The sequence below is a fragment of the Bacillus sp. FSL W8-0519 genome (assembly GCF_038005585.1).
In the GTDB taxonomy this organism is placed as follows: domain Bacteria; phylum Bacillota; class Bacilli; order Bacillales; family Bacillaceae_G; genus Bacillus_A; species Bacillus_A paranthracis.
On the sequence record NZ_JBBOTL010000001.1, the window covers coordinates 3421096 to 3440472 of the forward strand.

Below are 19377 nucleotides of genomic sequence, written 5' to 3' on the forward strand. Positions count from 1 at the left end.
TTTTTACTCTTTCAATCGAATAATACGTTGATTGGAGCTTCCGCGAAATGGAAGTGTTAAATCTTTTTTCTCGATTTCAAATCTTCCATCGACTAAAACATCCCCATAATGTAACAACTCTATCATATCATTATTTTGAGAACTCTGTATCTCTTCTAACGTATAACCTGTATACATCCATAGATTTTTTTTCAAATCTTTCACAGCTTTTGCTACTTTTTTCACTTCAGCAGCTTGGAAAAATGGATCTCCACCTGAAAATGTTACATCAGTTAATGGATTACTTGCAATCTCTTTCACAATTTCTTCTACTGTCATTTCAGTTCCATTACAAATATTCCACGATTTCGGATTATGGCAACCGAAACAACGATGCGGACAGCCCGCAAAAAACACGACTGTCCGCAACCCTTCTCCATCTACTACACTATCATGAATGATGTTCATCACTTTCATTTATGTTTCACCCGATCCATCTCTTCACTACGTTTCGCACTATTCCACTTCGACATATCTCCTACAAGATAACCTGTTATACGGCGAATTCTTTCTATATTAGCCTCATCTTCATTTCCGCAGCTCGGACATTCATTTCCAATAACTCCGTGATAACTACAGCACTTACAACGGTCAACAGGGTGATTAATTGAACCGTATCCAACGCCATGTTCTGCCATCGCTTGTACAATTTGTTTTAATGCCTTTTTGTTATGCATTGCTGCTCCATCTAGTTCAATATACGTAATATGTCCCCCGTTACATAGAGCGTGGAACGGGCCTTCTAAACGAATTTTATTTATCGCTTGCATGTTATAATAAACTGGAATATGGAATGAATTCGTATAGTAATTATGATTTGTTATACCGCTAATCACGCCAAATTCTTCTCTATCTTTTTTCACAAACTTCCCTGATAATCCTTCTGCCGGAGTTGCAATTACCGAGAAATTCAGTTCATGTTCTTCTGTCGCTTTATCCATTCTATCTCTCATAAAGGAAATGATTTCATACCCGAGTTTCCATGATTCTTCATCTTCTCCATGATGCTTTCCTGTTAAAGCTACTAAACACTCCGCAAGACCGATAAAACCAAGACTTAACGTCCCTTGCTTTAAAATGGATGCTACAGAATCTTCAGGCTGTAACTTTTCTCCACCGCGCCATACACCTTGTGAGTATAAAAATCGAAAATCTCTTGCTCGTTTCGTACATTGATACTCAAATCGCTCTAATAATTGCTTAATTCCTAAATCTAAATAATAATTTAACGCTTCAAAAAACGCTTCTTTTGAACCACTAATTAATGCTAATTTCACTAAGTTAATAGATGTAAATGATAAATTCCCTCTTCCAATCGCCGTTTCTTCTCCATGTATGTTCGACATAACACGAGTACGACATCCCATGTAACATACTTCACTTTCCGGTCGTCCATCATAATGCACAGCATTAAATGGCGCATCTAAAAATGAAAAGTTAGGGAATAATCGTTCAGCCGTTGTCTCTAACGCTAATTCAAATAAATCATAGTTCGGATCACTTTCTTCAAAGTTCACACCTTTTTTCATTTTAAAAATTTGAATAGGAAAAATTGGTGTTTCTCCTTTACCAAGACCAGCTTGTGTCGCTTTTAAAAGTTGTTTAATTAAAAGTCTTCCTTCTTTTGATGTGTCTGTTCCATAATTAATAGAAATAAACGGTACTTGCCCGCCGCCCCTACTATGCATACTATTTGAATTATGAATGAAAGCCTCACAAGCCTGATACGTATCATTTTCTGTTTCTTTCCACGCAAATTCTTCTATTTGTTCTTTCGTGAGCGGATATGACTGTAATCGTTTCTTATGTCTCTCTACGGTTTTTCTCACATATGGAGCTAAATCAACATCAAAGAGTGCAAACGATTGACCACCGTGCTGCATATTTTGATTCGCTTGAAAAATAATAGATGAAAGAGCTAATGCACTTTTAATGTCTTGCGGTTGTCTCATATGTCCATGTCCGGTATGAAAACCGTTCGCAAGCATTTGCGCTAACGGAATTTGTGAACAAGTCGTCGTTCCTGTCGCATAAAAATCTAAATCATGTGGATATAATATATTTTCATTTATCGCTTTTTTCACTTGATCTGACAATAAATTTTCCACAGCATAATATTTTGCACTCTCAGATGCGAACGTTCCCATTACTCCCATTGGAGAGCGGCCGTCTACATTTGCATTTTCTTGCATTAAATCTTGTTCATTGCCGTGGACAATCGTCTCAAACACTCTCATTAATTCTTCTCCACGTGTATTTTTTTGTAACATTTATAACCCTCCACCAATATGTTGTTGTCTTTTGATTAAAATGTTACTACATATAGTCTTATTGTTTCTGTGAGAAATGTAACATTCCTGTGAAATTTTTTGCACGAAATAATGAATTTTTCATTTACAAAAAAGAAATGTGCTCTTTACAAATGTATGGTACAATATACGGGAAAAACTCTTTTTACCCTTTATCAACACATTTGAATAAAGGAGACTGAACTTATGGTTACTACATATCTTTTATTTATCGTTGCCTACTTACTTGGCTCGATTCCATTTGCACTAGTCGTTGGAAAGATTGGTTATGGAATTGACATTCGTGAGCACGGAAGCGGTAATTTAGGCGGAACAAATACATTCCGCACATTAGGGAAAAAAGCAGGTTTTATCGTTACAATTGCTGACATTTTAAAAGGTACATTAGCAACGAGTCTACCGATTATTTTCGCGTTAGATGTTCATCCACTATGGTTCGGATTAGCAGCTGTTCTTGGACATGTGTATCCGATTTTCGCGAAATTCCGTGGTGGTAAAGCAGTTGCAACTTCTGCTGGCGTGCTATTATGCTACTCACCAGTTGTTTTTGCAATTTTAGCTGTTGTCTTTTTCAGCCTTTTATTTACAACAAGATACGTATCACTTTCTTCTATGGTAACAGCTGTCGTTGCCGTTATCGCATCAATTGTTAGCGGGGATAAAATCTTCATTATTGCGATGTGTTTATTAGCAGGTATGGTTATTTATAAACACCGTGCAAATATTGGACGAATTATAAATAAAACTGAACCGAAAGCAAACTTTTCAAAAAAGCAAAAATAAGATCGTAACCCACATAACGCAAAAAGAAAACGTGAAGCATATTAATAGCGTCTTTTTGCGTTATTTTTTATACTAAAGAAAAAGCAACATAATTTGGAGGAACTATACATGAATCTTTCCGTAACAAAAGAAGCAGCACAATGGTATAAAAACGAATTAAACTTACAATCAGGTGAAACACTACGCTTTTTCGTACAATACGGTGGTTGCAGTACTGTGCAAAAAGGACTTTCTTTAGGTATTCGTAAAGATGATCCTGCACATCCTGCTGTGCAAATTCAAGAAGAAGATATTAACTTCTTTATTGAAAGCGATGATGAGTGGTTCTTCGATGGACATAATTTAGTTGTTACATTTAACGACGGTGATGATTTCCCGCAATTTAATTATGAAAAATAAAAAAACGTGGCTTCCGCCACGCTTTTTTATTTTTTCTTAATTTCCTCATATTTCGCATACCACTCTGGATAGAACTTTTTAAATGATACAGGGCGGAAGCCTTCTTTTTTTGCACAAATATTCGTTGTACTTGCAGTAATACAAAGTTCGCCATCACCATTATAAATTTCATATCCATATACAACGCGAAGCGGGCTCACTGTATCAACCCACGTTTTTACAATTGCTTTTTCCCCGTAGCGCATCGCTTTACGATAAGAAATTTGCAAATCTAAAACAGGAGAAATAATTCCTTCCTTCTCCATTTCAACATATGAAAACCCTAAATCTTGTATAAGTTTCGTGCGACCTAGTTCAAGCCACACTAAATAGTTTGAATGGTAAACAACACCCATTTGATCTGTTTCCGCATAACGGATTTCAACTTCATGTTCTGCTACAAACATATGTATTCGCCTTCTTTCACTTCTGCTACCTTGCATACATTTAATCATAATACAGTGACATCAAAAATAAAATAAAAATAGTGAATCTTTTACCGAAAGGAGCAAGCATATGATTCAAATTGTAACGGTTCGTAGCGGTGATAGCGTATATAGCTTGGCATCAAAATATGGATCAACACCTGACGAGATAGTAAAAGACAATGGATTAAATCCAGCTGAAACACTCGTTGTTGGTCAGGCACTAATTGTGAATACGAAAGGAAATAATTATTATGTACAGCCTGGCGATAGCTTATATCGAATCTCTCAAACATATAACGTTCCTCTCGCTAGTTTAGCTAAAGTGAATAATTTATCTTTAAAATCCATTCTCCATGTTGGCCAGCAATTATATATTCCAAAAGGGACGAAACGAGCAGTAGAATCCATCGCTTATTTACAACCTTCAACTATCCCCATTAAAGAAAGTTTAGTTAATTCAACACGTGCTATTAATCCATTTTTAACATACTTAGCCTACTTCAGTTTCGAGGCAAAAAGAGATGGTACGTTAAAAGAACCAACTGAAACAGCTAAAATTGCTAATATTGCAACGCAAGGAAACACCATTCCTATGCTCGTTATTACAAATATTGAAAATGGAAACTTTAGTGCCGATCTAACATCCGTTATTTTACGTGATGCAACGATTCAAAATAAATTTATTACAAACATTTTGCAAACAGCTGAGAAGTACGGTATGCGAGACATTCATTTTGATTTCGAGAGCGTGGCACCTGAAGATCGCGAAGCGTATAATCGTTTTTTACGAAATGTGAAAACACGCTTACCTAATGGGTACACACTAAGTACAACACTTGTACCGAAAACAAGTTCAAATCAAAAGGGAAAATTTTTCGAAGCTCATGATTATAAAGCACAAGGTCAAATTGTTGATTTCGTCGTCATTATGACATACGACTGGGGTTGGCAGGGCGGACCACCGATGGCTATTTCTCCTATCGGTCCTGTAAAAGAAGTACTTCAATACGCAAAATCTCAAATGCCTCCGCAAAAAATTATGATGGGACAAAATTTATACGGATTCGATTGGAAACTTCCATTCAAAGAAGGAAATCCGCCTGCAAAAGCAATTAGCTCTGTCGCAGCTGTTGCACTAGCTCGTAAATACAATGTTCCGATCCGCTATGATTTCACAGCACAGGCTCCTCATTTTAATTATTTCGATGAAAATGGTGTACAACACGAAGTTTGGTTTGAAGATTCACGGTCTGTTCAAAGTAAGTTTAATTTAATGAAAGAACAAGGTATAGGTGGTATTAGTTATTGGAAGATTGGTTTACCATTCCCGCAAAATTGGCGTTTACTCGTTGAAAACTTTACGATTACGAAAAAGGGCTGACAAAAGTCAGCCCTTTTTGTACATTCTGTTAAGATTCATCTTTGATTTCACTTTTTAATGAGTCAATACTTTCTAAACGTCTTTGATTTTTTGCTTCAATAGCAGAACGATCTTTTTCATTAGAAAGTTCCGCTGTTTCTTTCGCTTCATTAAAGTTATCAATTGTATTTTGCACCATTTCTTGTAACTTTTCAGCGTTATCACTTCGATTATCTGGATTTGGCATGTACTTTCCTCCTAATATTGTATATACACACCATCTTAAATTACCTATCTTCCCTCAAATTTATACATAAAAAAGGAGAATACAATATTCTCCTTTTCTTTAACCGTTATCAACAATCGGTTGTTTACCCGTTTGGTCTTGCATTTGCTTCCCTTTATTGCCACCAGCTTTTTTTGATTGTGTTCCAATATGATTCGGTACAAAGTCTTTTGAATTCTTTTTCGGATTACCCATTACTATCGCCTCCTTAACAGTAGTATCGTACTAGTGTTAAGAATTATTCAGCTTGCTTAAAAAGTTTCATTTCATAACGTTTTTCAATACGCTCTTCAATGCGATCGATTGCATCGCGATCGCTTAATAATTGTTGTTTATTTTCTTTCACAAGCTCGTCAAATGATTTGCGACGACTTCTTCTCATGCTGTTCACCCTCTCTCCTTCTCATTCTTACTATACATAGTATGAGCAAAGGAAAAACTCTTTAATCAGATTTGCAAGAAAATTTTATGTTTTAATACTCCTAAAAAAACTCCGTGTACAATAAAATGTACACGGAGTTTTTCATACCATAATATTTAAATACTCTTTTAACTTTTCATCTGCATTCATTTCACTTTGTTTATAATCATGCAGCGCTTGCAGTACGAAATCATACTGTTCTAAAATATAACTTTCTAATTTCAGGACGTCCTCTAAGCAATTCAGCATAATTCTCGTATTACCAACTTCACTTTTTAACGCCGGTTCACAGGCTAAACTCGTACATATTTCTTTCACATCATCTTCTAATATGTCTGTTAATACGTATTTCTTTCGCCCTTTTACCTTTAATCTCATAACTGGATAAAAAGCTTTTATATCTAAATAGCTTCCTACATTCATGCAACGAATCCATTCGATATCACGTTTATTTCGTACAAGTATCTCTTTTACCGCTTCATATACTGCTGTCTCATCAAGTACTTCTGTATTCGATTTCTTTTTCGCCTCTTCTTCAATAGAGGCACATTTTTGATAAACTGCTGCACAAGTAATACAATCATCAAATGCATTATGAGAACTCAAACGAATTCCAAGCATTCGCTTTAACGTTTCAAGTTTATGATTAGGAGCGTGCTTCATATATTTCTTCGCTAAAAATACAGTATCAATCACTTTATTTTTCGGTTCCGGCAACCCCAGCATATTCACATTACTTTTCAAAAAGCGCATATCAAAAGATGCATTATGAGCGACAATTACATTCGTATGTAAAAATGCTAAAAATAAAGGTAACACTTCTTCAATCGTCGGTGCATCTGAAACACGATAATTTGTAATACCTGTTAAACTCGTTATTCGGTCTGGAATTGGACGCTCTGGATTCACATAGGAAACAAATTGATCTACTAGTTCATGATTACGATATTTCACTGCTGCCACTTGAATAATTTTATCATTATAAGGGTTAAATCCTGTTGTTTCAAAGTCAATTACAACATAATCTAACGGTAAGGATATATTCCCCACTCCAAATACACTCCTTTATCTCTCAACGTTTATATTTCTTTTATCATATCATGAAGCTTTCACTACGTGAAAAAGAAAAGGCAGAAATGATTATATTCCATCTCTACCTTTTCACTGTTATTTTAATTTAGCAATTCGTTTCTCCATCTCTTTTTGCGTCATCGGTCCAATAAACTTATCTTGAATGACACCTTTCGTATCTATAAAATACGAAGTTGGGATTGTAATGACTTTATACGCTGTTGTCACATCAATATTCTTGTCCAATAAAATAGGAAAAGTAATTCCTTTCTCCTTAGCAAAATTACTCACCTTTTCTATCCCTCCGCCTTTTTCTGAAGGCGTATAATTTATTGCTAAAATTTCTACATTTTCTTTATGTTCTTTATAGAAAGCCTCCATATCTGGCATTTCTTGCTGACAAGGTCCACACCACGTTGCCCAAAAATTTACAATCACTTTCTTTCCTTTTAAATCCGATAATTTTACATTCGTTCCATCTAACTTCGTTAATTCAAAGTCTGGCGCACTCTTTCCTATTTCAATACCGTTACTTGCAATCATCTCTTTCATAGCAGCTTTACTTTTTTCTTGCTCTCCTTGGGCCGCCTGATCGCTTTTACCAAACTGTTCATAAGCTGCATATCCCGCTAAACAAAGTAATACTACAATAATCGTAAGCTTCCGCCACATTTTATATCACCCTAACGTGTTTGTCTTCTAACATATTCACCAAAATGCTATATACCTTATTTTAGCTTATACGGACAAGCTTGGAAATATTCACAGTCGAAATAATTAGAATATTCTTATTTAAAGTGCATTTTTTTCCTTTTTATCATATAATTAGAAAAACAAATGAAGTATTACCTATCTTCTTCTAGACCCATTCACCTTTTATTTTCATGGTTATATAACCTTCAACAAAAGGGGGATTGTTTATGAATTCATTCGAAAAAATAACATTATATATTCTTAGTTTTCTTTTATATCCAATCGGTATTATTACATGGATCATTTCACTCTTTAATAAAGATATTGAAAAAAAGAAAGTAGGGCGTATTTGTCTTTACATCTCTCTAGTCTCATTCGTCCTTTTCTTAATTCTTGGAATTACAACTTTCCTTATGACTGCTACTTTTAATGTTGATCTGAATCATTCCGAATCTATCGAGTATCAAATAAATGACGCTGAATAAAGATAAGAACAATGCTCTTATCTTTATTCACATCCCTTAAAAAAACAAATGACTATTTATTAATTTTTCAGGACTTCCACATGCTACAATACTTCCTTCTTTCATGATGACAACGCGATCTGCTAGTATCACTTTCTCTACATCATGCGTTGCTACAATTCTCGTTACATCGCTTCCTAGTCCTTCTATCATATTCCAAACAAATTCTTGATTGCCCGGATCTAATCCCGCAGTCGGTTCATCTAAAATAATAAAATTCGGATTTGAACCAATTGCTCGCAATAATGCAAGCCGTTTTCTTTCTCCTCCCGAAAACTCTTCACCGCTTTTATGTAGTACAGTTTGAAGACCTTCAGGTAACCCCCTAATAATCGGCGTTACATTTACAAGTTCAGCACTTTTTTCTAACTCGTTTTCTAAGCCCACTTCCCCGAAATACATATTCTCTTTTACTGTCGTCTGAAAGAATCGAGGTTCTTGCCACACTGTAGTCAATCGAGCCTCATTTCCATAATAAGCAATGCTACCGTTAGATGGTTTATACAAACCTGTCATTAATTTTAAAAGCGTTGTTTTTCCTGCACCACTTTCTCCCACAATCATAACGAGTTCGCCAGGATTAATTTGCAAATCAATATTCTTAATTCTGCATTTCTCTTCACCATTCTCCTGAAATGAAACATTTGTTATTGTCATCCCCATCGCTTTTTCTACATTACTATTTGCCACTCGTTTATCTAAAAAGGAAAAAACTCTACTTGCCGAAGCAGCTGCAACTTGTGTCATCATTAATAAATCCCCCACATAACGGACAGGGAAAAAGAGCATCTCAATTGTCGCTAACACTGCAACAAGTGAACCAACCTCCATTTCGCCCTGCATTATTTTTTGCGCACCTATAATAAGAACAACGATATATGCTCCTGTTTCAATCACTGTTCCAACTACTCCAATGTAATGCTGCATCATCGTCTTCTTTACTTCTGTTTTATAAGATTGTGCCGTTACTCCTTTAAATAAGCCAATAGCCCATTTTTCTTTTTGCAAACTACGTAAATCTTGCGCTCCTTTTACAAACTGTGACACCATCTCTACAACAGTTGATTGATTTTTTTGAGCAATACTAGCAATATTTCTTACCTTCTTCCCTAAAAGCATCGGAACCATTGCACTTAAAAATAAAAACGGAGTTATCCACAATATGAACTGTATATCTATATGTTGTAGTGCTATGATCGCACCGATAAATTGCGCAATGGCGTGTATATATTCTATTAATATAGAACCATATAGCCTGACCCAGTTCGGAATATCAGATACGACTAACGTTTCTAGCTCTCCTTGTTTGATTTTCTCACTCTCTTCAAACGGTAATAGGAAAAAATGGCGCAATACATCTATACGCTTCTCTCGTAATATTCGCTGGCTCGCTTTTGAGCTTACATAATCAAATGAAAGATTGTTCACCCACATCAATAAGCGGGTAACTGTAAACAAAGTAATGTAAAAATACGCTCCCTTCAGCTCTCGTTGAATTAGGTTATCTACAATTAGTCCCATGAATAGTGGACGGGATAGATTTAAAATAGCTGCAAAAATCCCACTGCATACAGCTGCTATTACTAATATTTTTTCTTTCTGTAACGGTAACAAAATTCTTTTATATTCTTTCATAGTATTCCCTCCATTTTTATAGTAAAAAGAAAGGGATGAAACCATTTGGTTTCATCCCTTTCCATAAAATAAGGAAGCTAACAGTTGTTAGCTTCCTTATCATTCATTTCAATTGTTTAGTTTGACACTTTAGACTCTTCAATTTTCTCACGAAGAACCATTTGTAAGATACCACCGTGACGGTAGTAGTCAATTTCAACTTCACTATCGAAACGAGCTACTACTTCAAATTGTTTTTCGTTGCCATCTGCATCAGTTGCAACTACTTTTACAAGATCGCGTGGTCTAACTGTTTTGTCAATTTGAATTTCAAATGACTCGTTACCAACAAGACCTAACGTTTCAGCGCTTTCGCCATCTTTAAATTGAAGTGGTAATACACCCATTAATACTAGGTTACTACGGTGAATACGTTCGAAGCTTTCTGCGATTACTGCTTTAATACCTAATAAGTTTGTACCTTTCGCAGCCCAGTCACGAGAACTTCCCATACCGTAATCTTTACCTGCAATAACTAGAAGGCCTGTGCCATCTTCTTTATACTTCATAGCAGCATCATAGATTGATGTTACTTCACCAGTTGGCCAGTATGTTGTATATCCGCCTTCTGTTCCTGGTGCGATTTGGTTTTTAATACGGATGTTCGCGAATGTACCACGCATCATAACTTCATGGTTACCACGACGAGAACCGTAAGAGTTAAAGTCAACTGGTTGTACGCCGTTTTCTAATAAGTAGCGTCCAGCTGGTGTATGCTTACCGATTGAACCTGCTGGTGAAATGTGGTCAGTCGTTACAGAGTCACCAAATTTACCAACTACGCGTAAGCCTGATAACGTTTCAACTTCACCTGGTTCTTTAGATAAACCTTCAAAGAATGGTGGGTTTTGAATGTACGTTGAATCATTATCCCAAGTATATAAAGCTTCGTTTGAAGTTTGGATTTCATTCCAACGCTCATTGCTGTTAAATACTTGTGCATATTCTTTCTTGAACAGCTCAGATGTAACAACGCTTTGAACTACATCTTCAATTTCTTTAGCTGATGGCCAAATATCATTGAAGTAAACAGCATTGCCATTTGCATCTTTACCGATTTCATCATTTTTCAGGTCAATATCAACAGTACCTGCAAGTGCATATGCCACAACAAGTGGTGGTGATGCTAAGTAGTTTGCTTTTACAAGTGGATGAATACGACCTTCAAAGTTACGGTTACCAGATAAAACAGATGTTACTAGTAAGTCGTTTGCTGCGATTGCTTCTTCTAATTCCGGTGCTAATGGGCCAGAGTTACCGATACAAGTCGTACAGCCGTAACCAACTGTTTGGAAACCTAATTGATCTAAATACGTTGTTAAACCTGATTTATCTAAGTACTCCGTAACAACTTTAGATCCTGGTGCTAATGATGTTTTTACGTATTCAGGTACTTTAAGTCCCTTTTCAATTGCTTTCTTCGCAACTAAACCTGCCCCAATTAATACGTATGGGTTTGATGTATTTGTACAGCTTGTAATTGCAGCGATTGCGATTGCACCTGTTTTCATCGTTACTTCTTTATCTTCTAATGTAACCTTCACTTCTTTATCGAACTCTTGCTCATTAAATCCAAGTCCTTGTGTTCCAACTGGTGCTACAACAGCTTTGTGGAACGCATCTTTCATATCTGAAAGTGGAATTAAATCTTGTGGGCGTTTCGGTCCAGAAAGGTTAGATTCGATTGTATTTAAATCAATTTCAACAAGATCAGTGTAAATTGGATCTTTGCTGTCTGCTGTATAGAATAAGCCGTTCGCTTTACAATATTCTTCAACAACGCGAATTTGCTCCTCATCTCTACCTGTTAAACGTAAGTATTCTAATGAAATTTCGTCGATTGGGAAGAATCCACAAGTTGCGCCGTATTCTGGTGCCATGTTTGAAATTGTTGCACGGTCAGCTAAAGGCATGCTCTTTAAGCCATTACCGAAGAACTCAACAAATTTACCAACTACACCTTTTTGACGTAATACTTGTGTTACTTTTAATGCAACGTCTGTTGCTGTAGTACCACTTGGAAGTGTACCAGTTAATTTTACACCGATTACTTCAGGTACTGGGAAGTACGAAGGCTGTCCAAGCATTCCCGCTTCTGCTTCAATACCACCAACGCCCCATCCAAGAACACCGATACCGTTAATCATTGTTGTATGTGAGTCTGTTCCAACTAACGAATCTGGGTATGCAACTAAGTCACCTTCAGCATTTTTCACAGCATGAACAACTGGTGCTAAATATTCAAGGTTTACTTGGTGTACAATACCTGTAGCTGGTGGAACTGCACGGTAGTTATCAAATGACTTTTGTGCCCAGCTTAAAAATTTATAACGTTCTTCATTACGTTTAAACTCTAAGTCCATGTTGAATGCAAGCGCGTCTGCCGTACCCGCTCTATCAACCTGTACAGAGTGATCAATTACAAGGTCTACAGTAATTTCCGGATTAATTTTATCAGGATCCCCACCCATGTCTGCCATTGCTTTACGAAGCGAAGCCAAATCAACAACAGCTGGAACACCAGTGAAATCTTGTAAAATTACACGAGATGGTTTAAATGGAACATCGATATCTTGCACATCTTTCGTTCCCCATTTCGCTAAATTTGTAACATGCTCTTCTGTAATTACACGTCCGTCCACTTGACGAAGTACTGATTCAAGTAAAACTTTCACGGAATATGGTAATTGAGATACGTTGCCAACCCCTGCATTTTCAAGCGCTTTCAAATCATAATAATGATACGTTTTTCCATCTACTTCAAAAGTTGCACGTGATTGAAATGGATTATGTTTGACCATTATGTTTCCCCCCTGTTAAACGTGACTAAGTTGTCTGAATATAAAATGTAGACAAACTTTTCAATACCTTACGATAATATCTTATTACAACTTTCTAAATAAGTAAATAATAAGAAACTTATAGATTATCATAAGTTTTCTTTATGTTTCTAAATTTGAATAGTGTTCATGTTCCTTATGAATACTATTACCATAAAGTAAAGTGCTCTATTAGCGCTTTCTTTACAGTTCATACATACTATGAACTGCTCATCATGCAACTTACAAAAAAAGTTATAGAGGTGAAATAAAATGGGTAAAAGAAAAGCAAATCATACTATTTCAGGAATGAATGCAGCATCTGCACAAGGACAAGGTGCTGGTTATAACGAAGAGTTTGCAAATGAAAACTTAACTCCTGCAGAACGACAAAATAATAAGAAACGCAAAAAGAACCAGTAACGAAAAATCCCAAAAGGAGCATTCACCTTTTGGGATTTTTTCTAATGTTTATAACGTAACAATTCCGAAACCGTTACAAATCGATAGCCCTGCTTTTTCAGTTCAGGTAATATTTTTGCTAGCGCTGCTACTGTTTGACTACGATTATTTCCTCCATCATGTAGCAATACTATATCACCACTTTTAGCATGTTTCACTACATGATTTACAATGGATTCAACCCCTGGATTTGCCCAATCACGTGGATCTTGATGCCACGACCATAGAACCGTTTGATAACCAGCTTCTTTCGCTGTTTTAAATACAGCATCGTTAATATAACCGCCAGGAGGACGGAATAGCAAAGGCTCTTTCACCCATTTTTCGAAAAATTTCTTTCCATCTAAAATATCATTTTCTAATTTTTCATCCGATGAATTACTTGCATACAAATGGTTCATCGTATGATTTCCAATTTCATGCCCCTCTTTTAACACTTGTTTCACTAAATATGGATTACGCTGAACTCGAAATCCAATCATAAAAAATGTCGCTTCTGCTTTATATTGGCGCAATAAATTTAAAATTTGTGGTGTATAAGTTGGATCCGGTCCATCATCAAATGTAATAGCAATAATCTTTTCATTATTAGGTACTTCCCATGTTACATAGCCAGTTGGTTCTAGCTCTTTTCTGAGCAACATTTTCGCTTCCACTTTTTCAACTTGAAATATATGTACTGCGCATAATAAAGAAAAAATGAGTAGAAAAACTTTCTGTTTTCGCATAATATTCGTTAAAGTAAGAGGTTGTCGAATACACAACAACCTCATTTACTTTTCTAATTGATCTACATGCTGCATAATATTTTGAAGATTATTTTCGTATTGCTCAAGTTGTGGGCGTTGTGTTTCCGAAGCTACTTCTAGTGCATTTTGAATCTGTTCATAGGCTTCCTGAACCTCTTGGCGTAATTCTTTTAAATCATGACCGTAGTTTGGATCATTTTTTACAATGTTGTTAAATGCATTTTCTGCTTGTGTAACACCTTGCTGAGCCGCTTGAAAAGCTTGTTGTTTATCTTTATGATATGGCATTATACAATCCCCTTTCCATAATAGTTAGTCCCAATTATCTTTACCTTTTTTTCTAAAAACATTCTCGTATAAATTTGCAAACTTCTCTCATTCTAAAGAGAAAGAGGAGGTGTCACATACAATGGGAAAAAACAATCGTGAAGCGAAAGAGAAAAAGGGACAACCTGAACCGTTAAGCGGATCTCATAAAGTAAAAAACCGTAACCATTCACGCCAAAAACATCATGCGCATCATGATATGTAACACAAAAAGTGCACACTAGCTACCTTTTCCACATACAATATTTATATTTTTCCATTTATTCTTCACCCCTACTTCATTCATGCATAACATAGTATGAATTGAGATTTTACGGAGGGTGTCTTACATGGGCAAGAAAAAGAAGGATTGTCTTTTTCATGTTGATGGTTTCGAAGAATGGATGGATCAGTTTTGTTCTGATTCTTGTAGCAACTTTAGTTTCCCAAATCAAATTCATATTGACCTTTGTGAAACGGAACAAGAATACATTTTGGAAACAGATGTACCAAATGTGACAGAACAAAATGTAGTCATTAAAAAGATGAAGACAGGCCTAAACATTTGCATACTTCATAAAAATATTTCTTTGCAGAGGATCATTCCTTTACCCGATAATATTATTTATAAAAAGATGCTAGCCTGCTTAGAGAATGGATATTTAGCCATTCATATTTCCAAAAATGAAGTAGCTCATAAACATGAGGAAAAAGTTCTTTTTCAAATTGAGAATTAAAATAAATACAAAAATAAGCCCCAGTCGTTGACTGGGGCTTATTTTATTTCGCATGTACTTCCATATTAGAATTCCCATCATATCTTTTTTTCAATAAACCTTTCGTAACTAACAGTACTGGAAACGCTACAGTTGAAAATATAGCTAGCGCTGAAAATACTACAAATCCATTTTGGTACCCGTAATAATCGAGAAGTACTCCCCCAAACCATGGACCAATTACTGCTCCAATTCCTGAAAATCCCATTGCTCCAAAGTACGTTCCTTTTAGATGCGCAACAGCTATATCATCAATAAATACATCCGTCATCGAAAACATTAAGACTTCTCCAATTGTAAAAATAATTGTGCAAATAGCAGCACCTAGCATAGATTCTACTATTCCAAATCCAAATAATCCCCCGCTCACAAATAAAGTTCCAACCATAATGGATGCTAATGGTGTATACTTTTTACACATTTGAATAACAGGATATTGAATTACGACTACAACAATCGCATTTAATACTAACATATATGAAAATAATTTCACTCCATCCTGGAATATATGTGCATTTGCAAAATATTGTGATACTGTCGTCGTTAAGTGAGAAAAACCACAATTACTCAAAATAATACCAACTAACGCAACTAAAAATACGACATCCTTTCGTAATATACGCAGCGCATTTAGCATTGTAACAGGCTTTTCTTTATTGATTTTCTTTTGTTCCACTGGATATTTCTTAAATTGGAACGCTAGTATAACTGTATATAGAATATATACTCCAGCTGCTACTAAAAAAGGAATTGTTGATTTTGCGCTTCCAATCTGTAATCCGACAAGTGGCCCAATCGCTACTCCAACATTGATTGCACCGTAACGCAAATTATATACGAGTAAACGATACTCTGGTTTCGTTAAATCTGATAATAACGCTCTTGACGTCGGTTCAAAAAAGGACCTACATAATCCATTTAAAGCATTTAATAAAAAGAAACTTAAAACATGATCTGCAAGTGAAAATCCTATGAATACAAATACCCAAACGATCATGGACCATATTAGAATCATATTTCGACCGAATCGATCAGATAAATTCCCTCCGATAAAACTAGCAAACACTCCAACAAGTGCACTCGTTCCAATAATAGCACCCGTCATTCCAGCTGATACGCCTTTAACAGTCGTTAAATAAATTGCTAAAAAAGGAATACTCATTGACGTGGCGAACCTCGCAAATAAAGTCCCTATTATAATTGTCATTCCTAACGGATGAATATTTTGTAACTTCCCCTTCATCTTAAAAACCTACTCTCCCTGTTATCACATAAAAAAAGAAAGCAAAGGATCTGCTTTCTTTTCCCTTTTTATACTTGAGCTGTTGATACTCGAGCTGTTCTCGTTATATCCATATCTATGCCATATGTAAACTGTAATTCTTTACAAACGTCTTTAATTAAAATTGCGACATTATACTTTTCATTAAATTGTAAAACGATGTTTTCTACTTCTTCATATGTATACTTATATTCCCCTGTAATAACACTTTTTAAATCAAAGCATTCATTTATACAAAGTTGCACAAGTAACTGGTCATATTTCTCGATTACATCTTCTTTCTTCCACATTACCTCTTTTACATATAACCGATCAAACTTCACACTTTCACGGTTACAATCCGTTAAAATCCGGGTCATTTCGTTTAATTCTCGATACAATTCAGAAATATTTTTGCTTAAACTAAGCAGTTTATCTACGCCGTTTTCATACAACATATTCATTCCACCCCCGCATTTTCTTTTTCTTATTATAGCAAGAAAATTCTAAAAATAGTTTCTTTCTTCTGAAATATTAGGAAACGAATTTCAATTGCTTTACAATGAAACTAGTTAATGCGAGAGGAGAAAGAAAATTGGAGCACAAATTATATTACACTGACGCTTATAAGCAAGACTTTACTACTAAAGTTATAAAGCAAGATTATGATAAAGACGGTAACTTATACGTTGTTTTAAACGAAACGGCATTTTACCCAACAGGTGGCGGGCAGCCCCATGATACTGGAACTTTAAATGGCATTACTGTATTTGGTGTTGAAGAGGTCAACGAAGAAATCCGCCACTTCATTACAAAACAATTACATACAGAAGAAGTAGAAGGTAAAATCAATTGGGAGCGCCGTTTTGATCATATGCAACAACATGCGGCTCAGCATATTTTATCTGCTTCTTTTTGGGATCATTTTAACATACCTACGATTGGATTCCATCTTGGTAGAGAAACGGTAACAATCGATTTAGAAACAGAAAATCTGCATACAGAAACAGTTGAAAAAGCAGTACAAATTGCAAACAATATAGTTTTTGAAAACCATCCAATCCGTATAGAGTGGATGGACTTAGAAGAAGCGAAAACATTACCTCTTCGTAAAGAACCGAATATGACAGAAAATATACGCGTTGTTATGATCGAAAACTTTGATTATAACGGCTGTGGCGGAACACACCCGAAACGTACTGGTGAAGTAGGGCCTATTCACGTACTAGGATGGGAACGTAATAAAGGCAGCATACGATTAACATTTATCGCTGGTTGGCGCACACTTAAATTAATGGGACAACAGCAACAAATTATGAAGGATGTTTCTAAACAATTAAACAGTAGCGAAGCTGATATTCCAGTAAAGGTAGCACAGCTTCTAACTTCTCAAAAAGAAACCGAAAAAGCTATGCAAACAATGAATGAAAAATTATTATATGCAGAGGCAAACGAACTACTTCAACAACCTACCAAAATACATGCTGGCATACTTATTTCTAAAGTGTTTACAAATCGTTCTATGCAAGAAATCGCAAAGCTATCCACTATTATTACAGAACAACAAGAGCATGCCATTACATATTTCGTTATTGAAAACGAGGACAAATTACAATGTATTCTTGCTTGTGGAAAAACAGTCACGCTTGATATGAATGCTCTTTTAAAAGATGCACTTCCTGCAATTGAAGGAAAAGGTGGCGGAAATAAAAAAAGTGCTCGTGGCGGTGGGAAAGCGATTATGACTGGGGATGAGTTTTTAAATCAACTTGTTTCTTCTTTACAGTCAGCAGTGTAAAACATGTTATGAAGGATAGCGAACGGCTATCCTTCCACTATATTTACAGACCTATATTTTGTTTCAAACCTTGATAACTCCCTGCATTTACAAAACCTTCACTTATAAGATTGATAAAAGTTTCCGAAAAACCATAATAACTTAAATCTTTAATTGGCACCATTTGCACATCATGAATCGGATTATGATCAAACTCGTTAGAAGGTAGCATAATTTCACCTTCAATCCTTTCAAGCAAAAACGTTATATGTAATAAAGACGGGCGTGCATCTGGTTTATCACAAACATAGAGTAGCTTCTGAATGTTAACTTCTAACCCTGTCTCTTCTCTCATTTCTCGAATCATTGCTTCCTCTAACATTTCACCATTCTCCACTCTTCCTCCAGGTAAAGACCAATTCCGATTAGCAATTTTTTGCTTTACTAGCAATACTTTTTCATCTTCAATTAAAATTCCAGTAACACGAACTTGCATTACATTTTCCATATGTAATCTCCTCTTCCCATTATATTTACAAATTAATCCTTCCATAAAAAGAACGTACGTTTTATAATTAAAGAAAAATATGGAAGAAAGAAGTTGTTACATTCATGCGTCCACCTTTAACAAAGTCTATATCACTTGAAGATTTCCAAAACTATTATTGGTTAAAAGAAGAACTGCAAACATTTTGTCGTGAGCATGGGTTGCCAGCTAGTGGCTCTAAGATTGAAATAGCCAATCGTATCTCCCATTATTTACATACTGGTAAAATATTAAAAAACAGCTCTGGTCCAAAAGCGAGTAAAACTTCCCTCTCTTATAAAGACCTTTCTCTTCAAACGATTATTACTAACAATCACCGCTGTAGCGAAGATGTTCGTGCTTTTTTTAAAGAAAAAATCGGAACAAAATTCCGCTTTACAGTAGCTCTTCAAAAGTTTTTTAAAGAGAATATTGGAAAAACATATGAAGATGCGATAACGTTTTGGTATGAAGAAAACGAACGAAAAAAAGACCCTACATATAAAACAACTATCAGCGCGCAGTTTGAATACAATCGCTTTACTCGTGACTTTTTCGAAGATCCAAATAACAAAGGAAAATCAAAAGCTGATGCTATCGCTGCTTGGAACGAAATAAAAGCAAAGCCTGGTAGCAATGCTTATGTTCCTCAAAAAGTAGAGAACTAGTTCCTTG

The 19377-nt window shown here is 35.6% G+C and carries 24 protein-coding genes; 9 read left to right on the forward strand and 15 right to left on the reverse strand.

Annotated features, from left to right (window positions below; translation table 11 throughout):
* Positions 1-3: 3 nt before the first annotated feature.
* Positions 4-456, reverse strand: a complete 453-nt coding sequence (gene nrdG, locus NST14_RS17890) for an anaerobic ribonucleoside-triphosphate reductase activating protein (RefSeq protein WP_000867061.1) — start codon at positions 454-456, stop codon at positions 4-6.
* Positions 453-2309: an anaerobic ribonucleoside triphosphate reductase gene (locus tag NST14_RS17895; protein ID WP_000939608.1), complete on the reverse strand. Its 1857-nt coding sequence runs from the start codon at positions 2307-2309 to the stop codon at positions 453-455. The genes nrdG and NST14_RS17895 overlap by 4 nt, the downstream gene beginning before the upstream one ends.
* Before the next feature lie 225 nt (positions 2310-2534).
* Between NST14_RS17895 and plsY the strand changes: the two genes are divergently transcribed.
* Both plsY and NST14_RS17905 read left to right on the forward strand, forming a co-directional pair.
* Complete coding sequence (gene plsY, locus NST14_RS17900; protein ID WP_000258966.1) at positions 2535-3131, forward strand: glycerol-3-phosphate 1-O-acyltransferase PlsY; 597 nt, start codon at positions 2535-2537, stop codon at positions 3129-3131.
* A gap of 108 nt (positions 3132-3239) precedes the next feature.
* Positions 3240-3530, forward strand: coding sequence for a HesB/YadR/YfhF family protein (locus NST14_RS17905; RefSeq protein ID WP_001054442.1), 291 nt, complete (start codon positions 3240-3242; stop codon positions 3528-3530).
* A 26-nt stretch (positions 3531-3556) separates the two neighbouring features.
* On the opposite strand, the gene NST14_RS17910 is transcribed toward NST14_RS17905, so the two are convergent.
* A complete protein-coding gene (locus NST14_RS17910) occupies positions 3557-3976 on the reverse strand; it encodes an acyl-CoA thioesterase (protein ID WP_000495810.1) in 420 nt (139 codons plus the stop codon).
* Positions 3977-4085: 109 nt separating this feature from the next.
* Here NST14_RS17910 and NST14_RS17915 point away from each other — a divergent pair, with 109 nt between their 5' ends.
* Positions 4086-5378 (forward strand): glycosyl hydrolase family 18 protein, encoded by a 1293-nt coding sequence (locus tag NST14_RS17915; protein ID WP_000614849.1) that lies wholly within the window; start codon positions 4086-4088, stop codon positions 5376-5378.
* Between the two features lie 28 nt (positions 5379-5406).
* Here the strand turns inward: NST14_RS17915 and tlp are convergent, their stop codons facing one another.
* From tlp to NST14_RS17940, 5 genes are all read right to left on the reverse strand, one after another.
* Complete coding sequence (gene tlp / locus NST14_RS17920; protein WP_001133509.1) at positions 5407-5604, reverse strand: small acid-soluble spore protein Tlp; 198 nt, start codon at positions 5602-5604, stop codon at positions 5407-5409.
* 99 nt (positions 5605-5703) lie between these two features.
* Entirely contained in the window at positions 5704-5838 is a 135-nt protein-coding gene (gene sspN, locus NST14_RS17925) for an acid-soluble spore protein SspN (RefSeq protein WP_000527989.1), read from the reverse strand.
* A gap of 43 nt (positions 5839-5881) precedes the next feature.
* Complete coding sequence (locus NST14_RS17930) at positions 5882-6025, reverse strand: FbpB family small basic protein (RefSeq protein WP_001254697.1); 144 nt, start codon at positions 6023-6025, stop codon at positions 5882-5884.
* A gap of 141 nt (positions 6026-6166) precedes the next feature.
* Complete coding sequence (locus NST14_RS17935; RefSeq protein ID WP_000526905.1) at positions 6167-7114, reverse strand: 3'-5' exonuclease; 948 nt, start codon at positions 7112-7114, stop codon at positions 6167-6169.
* A 117-nt stretch (positions 7115-7231) separates the two neighbouring features.
* Positions 7232-7807, reverse strand: a complete 576-nt coding sequence (locus tag NST14_RS17940; protein ID WP_000269075.1) for a TlpA family protein disulfide reductase — start codon at positions 7805-7807, stop codon at positions 7232-7234.
* Between the two features lie 248 nt (positions 7808-8055).
* On the opposite strand from NST14_RS17940, the gene NST14_RS17945 reads away from it, so the two are divergent.
* Positions 8056-8313 carry a hypothetical protein gene (locus NST14_RS17945; protein ID WP_001083868.1) on the forward strand — a complete coding sequence of 86 codons (258 nt, stop codon included), beginning with the start codon at positions 8056-8058 and terminating at the stop codon, positions 8311-8313.
* A 36-nt stretch (positions 8314-8349) separates the two neighbouring features.
* Here the strand turns inward: NST14_RS17945 and NST14_RS17950 are convergent, their stop codons facing one another.
* The gene (locus tag NST14_RS17950) at positions 8350-9987 is read right to left on the reverse strand and encodes an ABC transporter ATP-binding protein (RefSeq protein ID WP_000666354.1); all 1638 of its coding nucleotides are present in this window, start codon (positions 9985-9987) and stop codon (positions 8350-8352) included.
* 116 nt (positions 9988-10103) lie between these two features.
* Complete coding sequence (gene acnA, locus NST14_RS17955; protein WP_000238570.1) at positions 10104-12827, reverse strand: aconitate hydratase AcnA; 2724 nt, start codon at positions 12825-12827, stop codon at positions 10104-10106.
* Positions 12828-13118: 291 nt separating this feature from the next.
* On the opposite strand from acnA, the gene sspO reads away from it, so the two are divergent.
* Positions 13119-13268 (forward strand): acid-soluble spore protein SspO, encoded by a 150-nt coding sequence (gene sspO, locus NST14_RS17960; RefSeq protein WP_000518052.1) that lies wholly within the window; start codon positions 13119-13121, stop codon positions 13266-13268.
* Positions 13269-13309: 41 nt separating this feature from the next.
* On the opposite strand, the gene pdaB is transcribed toward sspO, so the two are convergent.
* Together pdaB and NST14_RS17970 are read right to left on the reverse strand one after the other, a co-directional pair.
* The gene (gene pdaB / locus NST14_RS17965) at positions 13310-14035 is read right to left on the reverse strand and encodes a polysaccharide deacetylase family sporulation protein PdaB (protein WP_046199008.1); all 726 of its coding nucleotides are present in this window, start codon (positions 14033-14035) and stop codon (positions 13310-13312) included.
* A 45-nt stretch (positions 14036-14080) separates the two neighbouring features.
* Positions 14081-14344: a hypothetical protein gene (locus NST14_RS17970; protein ID WP_001146294.1), complete on the reverse strand. Its 264-nt coding sequence runs from the start codon at positions 14342-14344 to the stop codon at positions 14081-14083.
* 121 nt (positions 14345-14465) lie between these two features.
* On the opposite strand from NST14_RS17970, the gene NST14_RS17975 reads away from it, so the two are divergent.
* A complete protein-coding gene (locus tag NST14_RS17975; protein ID WP_000517649.1) occupies positions 14466-14588 on the forward strand; it encodes a small acid-soluble spore protein P in 123 nt (40 codons plus the stop codon).
* A gap of 124 nt (positions 14589-14712) precedes the next feature.
* Positions 14713-15099 (forward strand): Hsp20/alpha crystallin family protein, encoded by a 387-nt coding sequence (locus tag NST14_RS17980; RefSeq protein WP_000516745.1) that lies wholly within the window; start codon positions 14713-14715, stop codon positions 15097-15099.
* A 43-nt stretch (positions 15100-15142) separates the two neighbouring features.
* On the opposite strand, the gene NST14_RS17985 is transcribed toward NST14_RS17980, so the two are convergent.
* Positions 15143-16381, reverse strand: a complete 1239-nt coding sequence (locus tag NST14_RS17985; protein WP_000676837.1) for an MDR family MFS transporter — start codon at positions 16379-16381, stop codon at positions 15143-15145.
* 68 nt (positions 16382-16449) lie between these two features.
* Complete coding sequence (locus NST14_RS17990) at positions 16450-16857, reverse strand: hypothetical protein (RefSeq protein WP_000965145.1); 408 nt, start codon at positions 16855-16857, stop codon at positions 16450-16452.
* Between the two features lie 137 nt (positions 16858-16994).
* Here NST14_RS17990 and NST14_RS17995 point away from each other — a divergent pair, with 137 nt between their 5' ends.
* Positions 16995-18197: an alanyl-tRNA editing protein gene (locus NST14_RS17995; RefSeq protein ID WP_154400940.1), complete on the forward strand. Its 1203-nt coding sequence runs from the start codon at positions 16995-16997 to the stop codon at positions 18195-18197.
* Between the two features lie 43 nt (positions 18198-18240).
* On the opposite strand, the gene NST14_RS18000 is transcribed toward NST14_RS17995, so the two are convergent.
* Positions 18241-18684, reverse strand: coding sequence for an NUDIX hydrolase (locus NST14_RS18000; protein ID WP_000432557.1), 444 nt, complete (start codon positions 18682-18684; stop codon positions 18241-18243).
* 104 nt (positions 18685-18788) lie between these two features.
* Here NST14_RS18000 and NST14_RS18005 point away from each other — a divergent pair, with 104 nt between their 5' ends.
* Positions 18789-19370 (forward strand): DUF6434 domain-containing protein, encoded by a 582-nt coding sequence (locus NST14_RS18005; protein WP_001247754.1) that lies wholly within the window; start codon positions 18789-18791, stop codon positions 19368-19370.
* Positions 19371-19377: the final 7 nt, after the last annotated feature.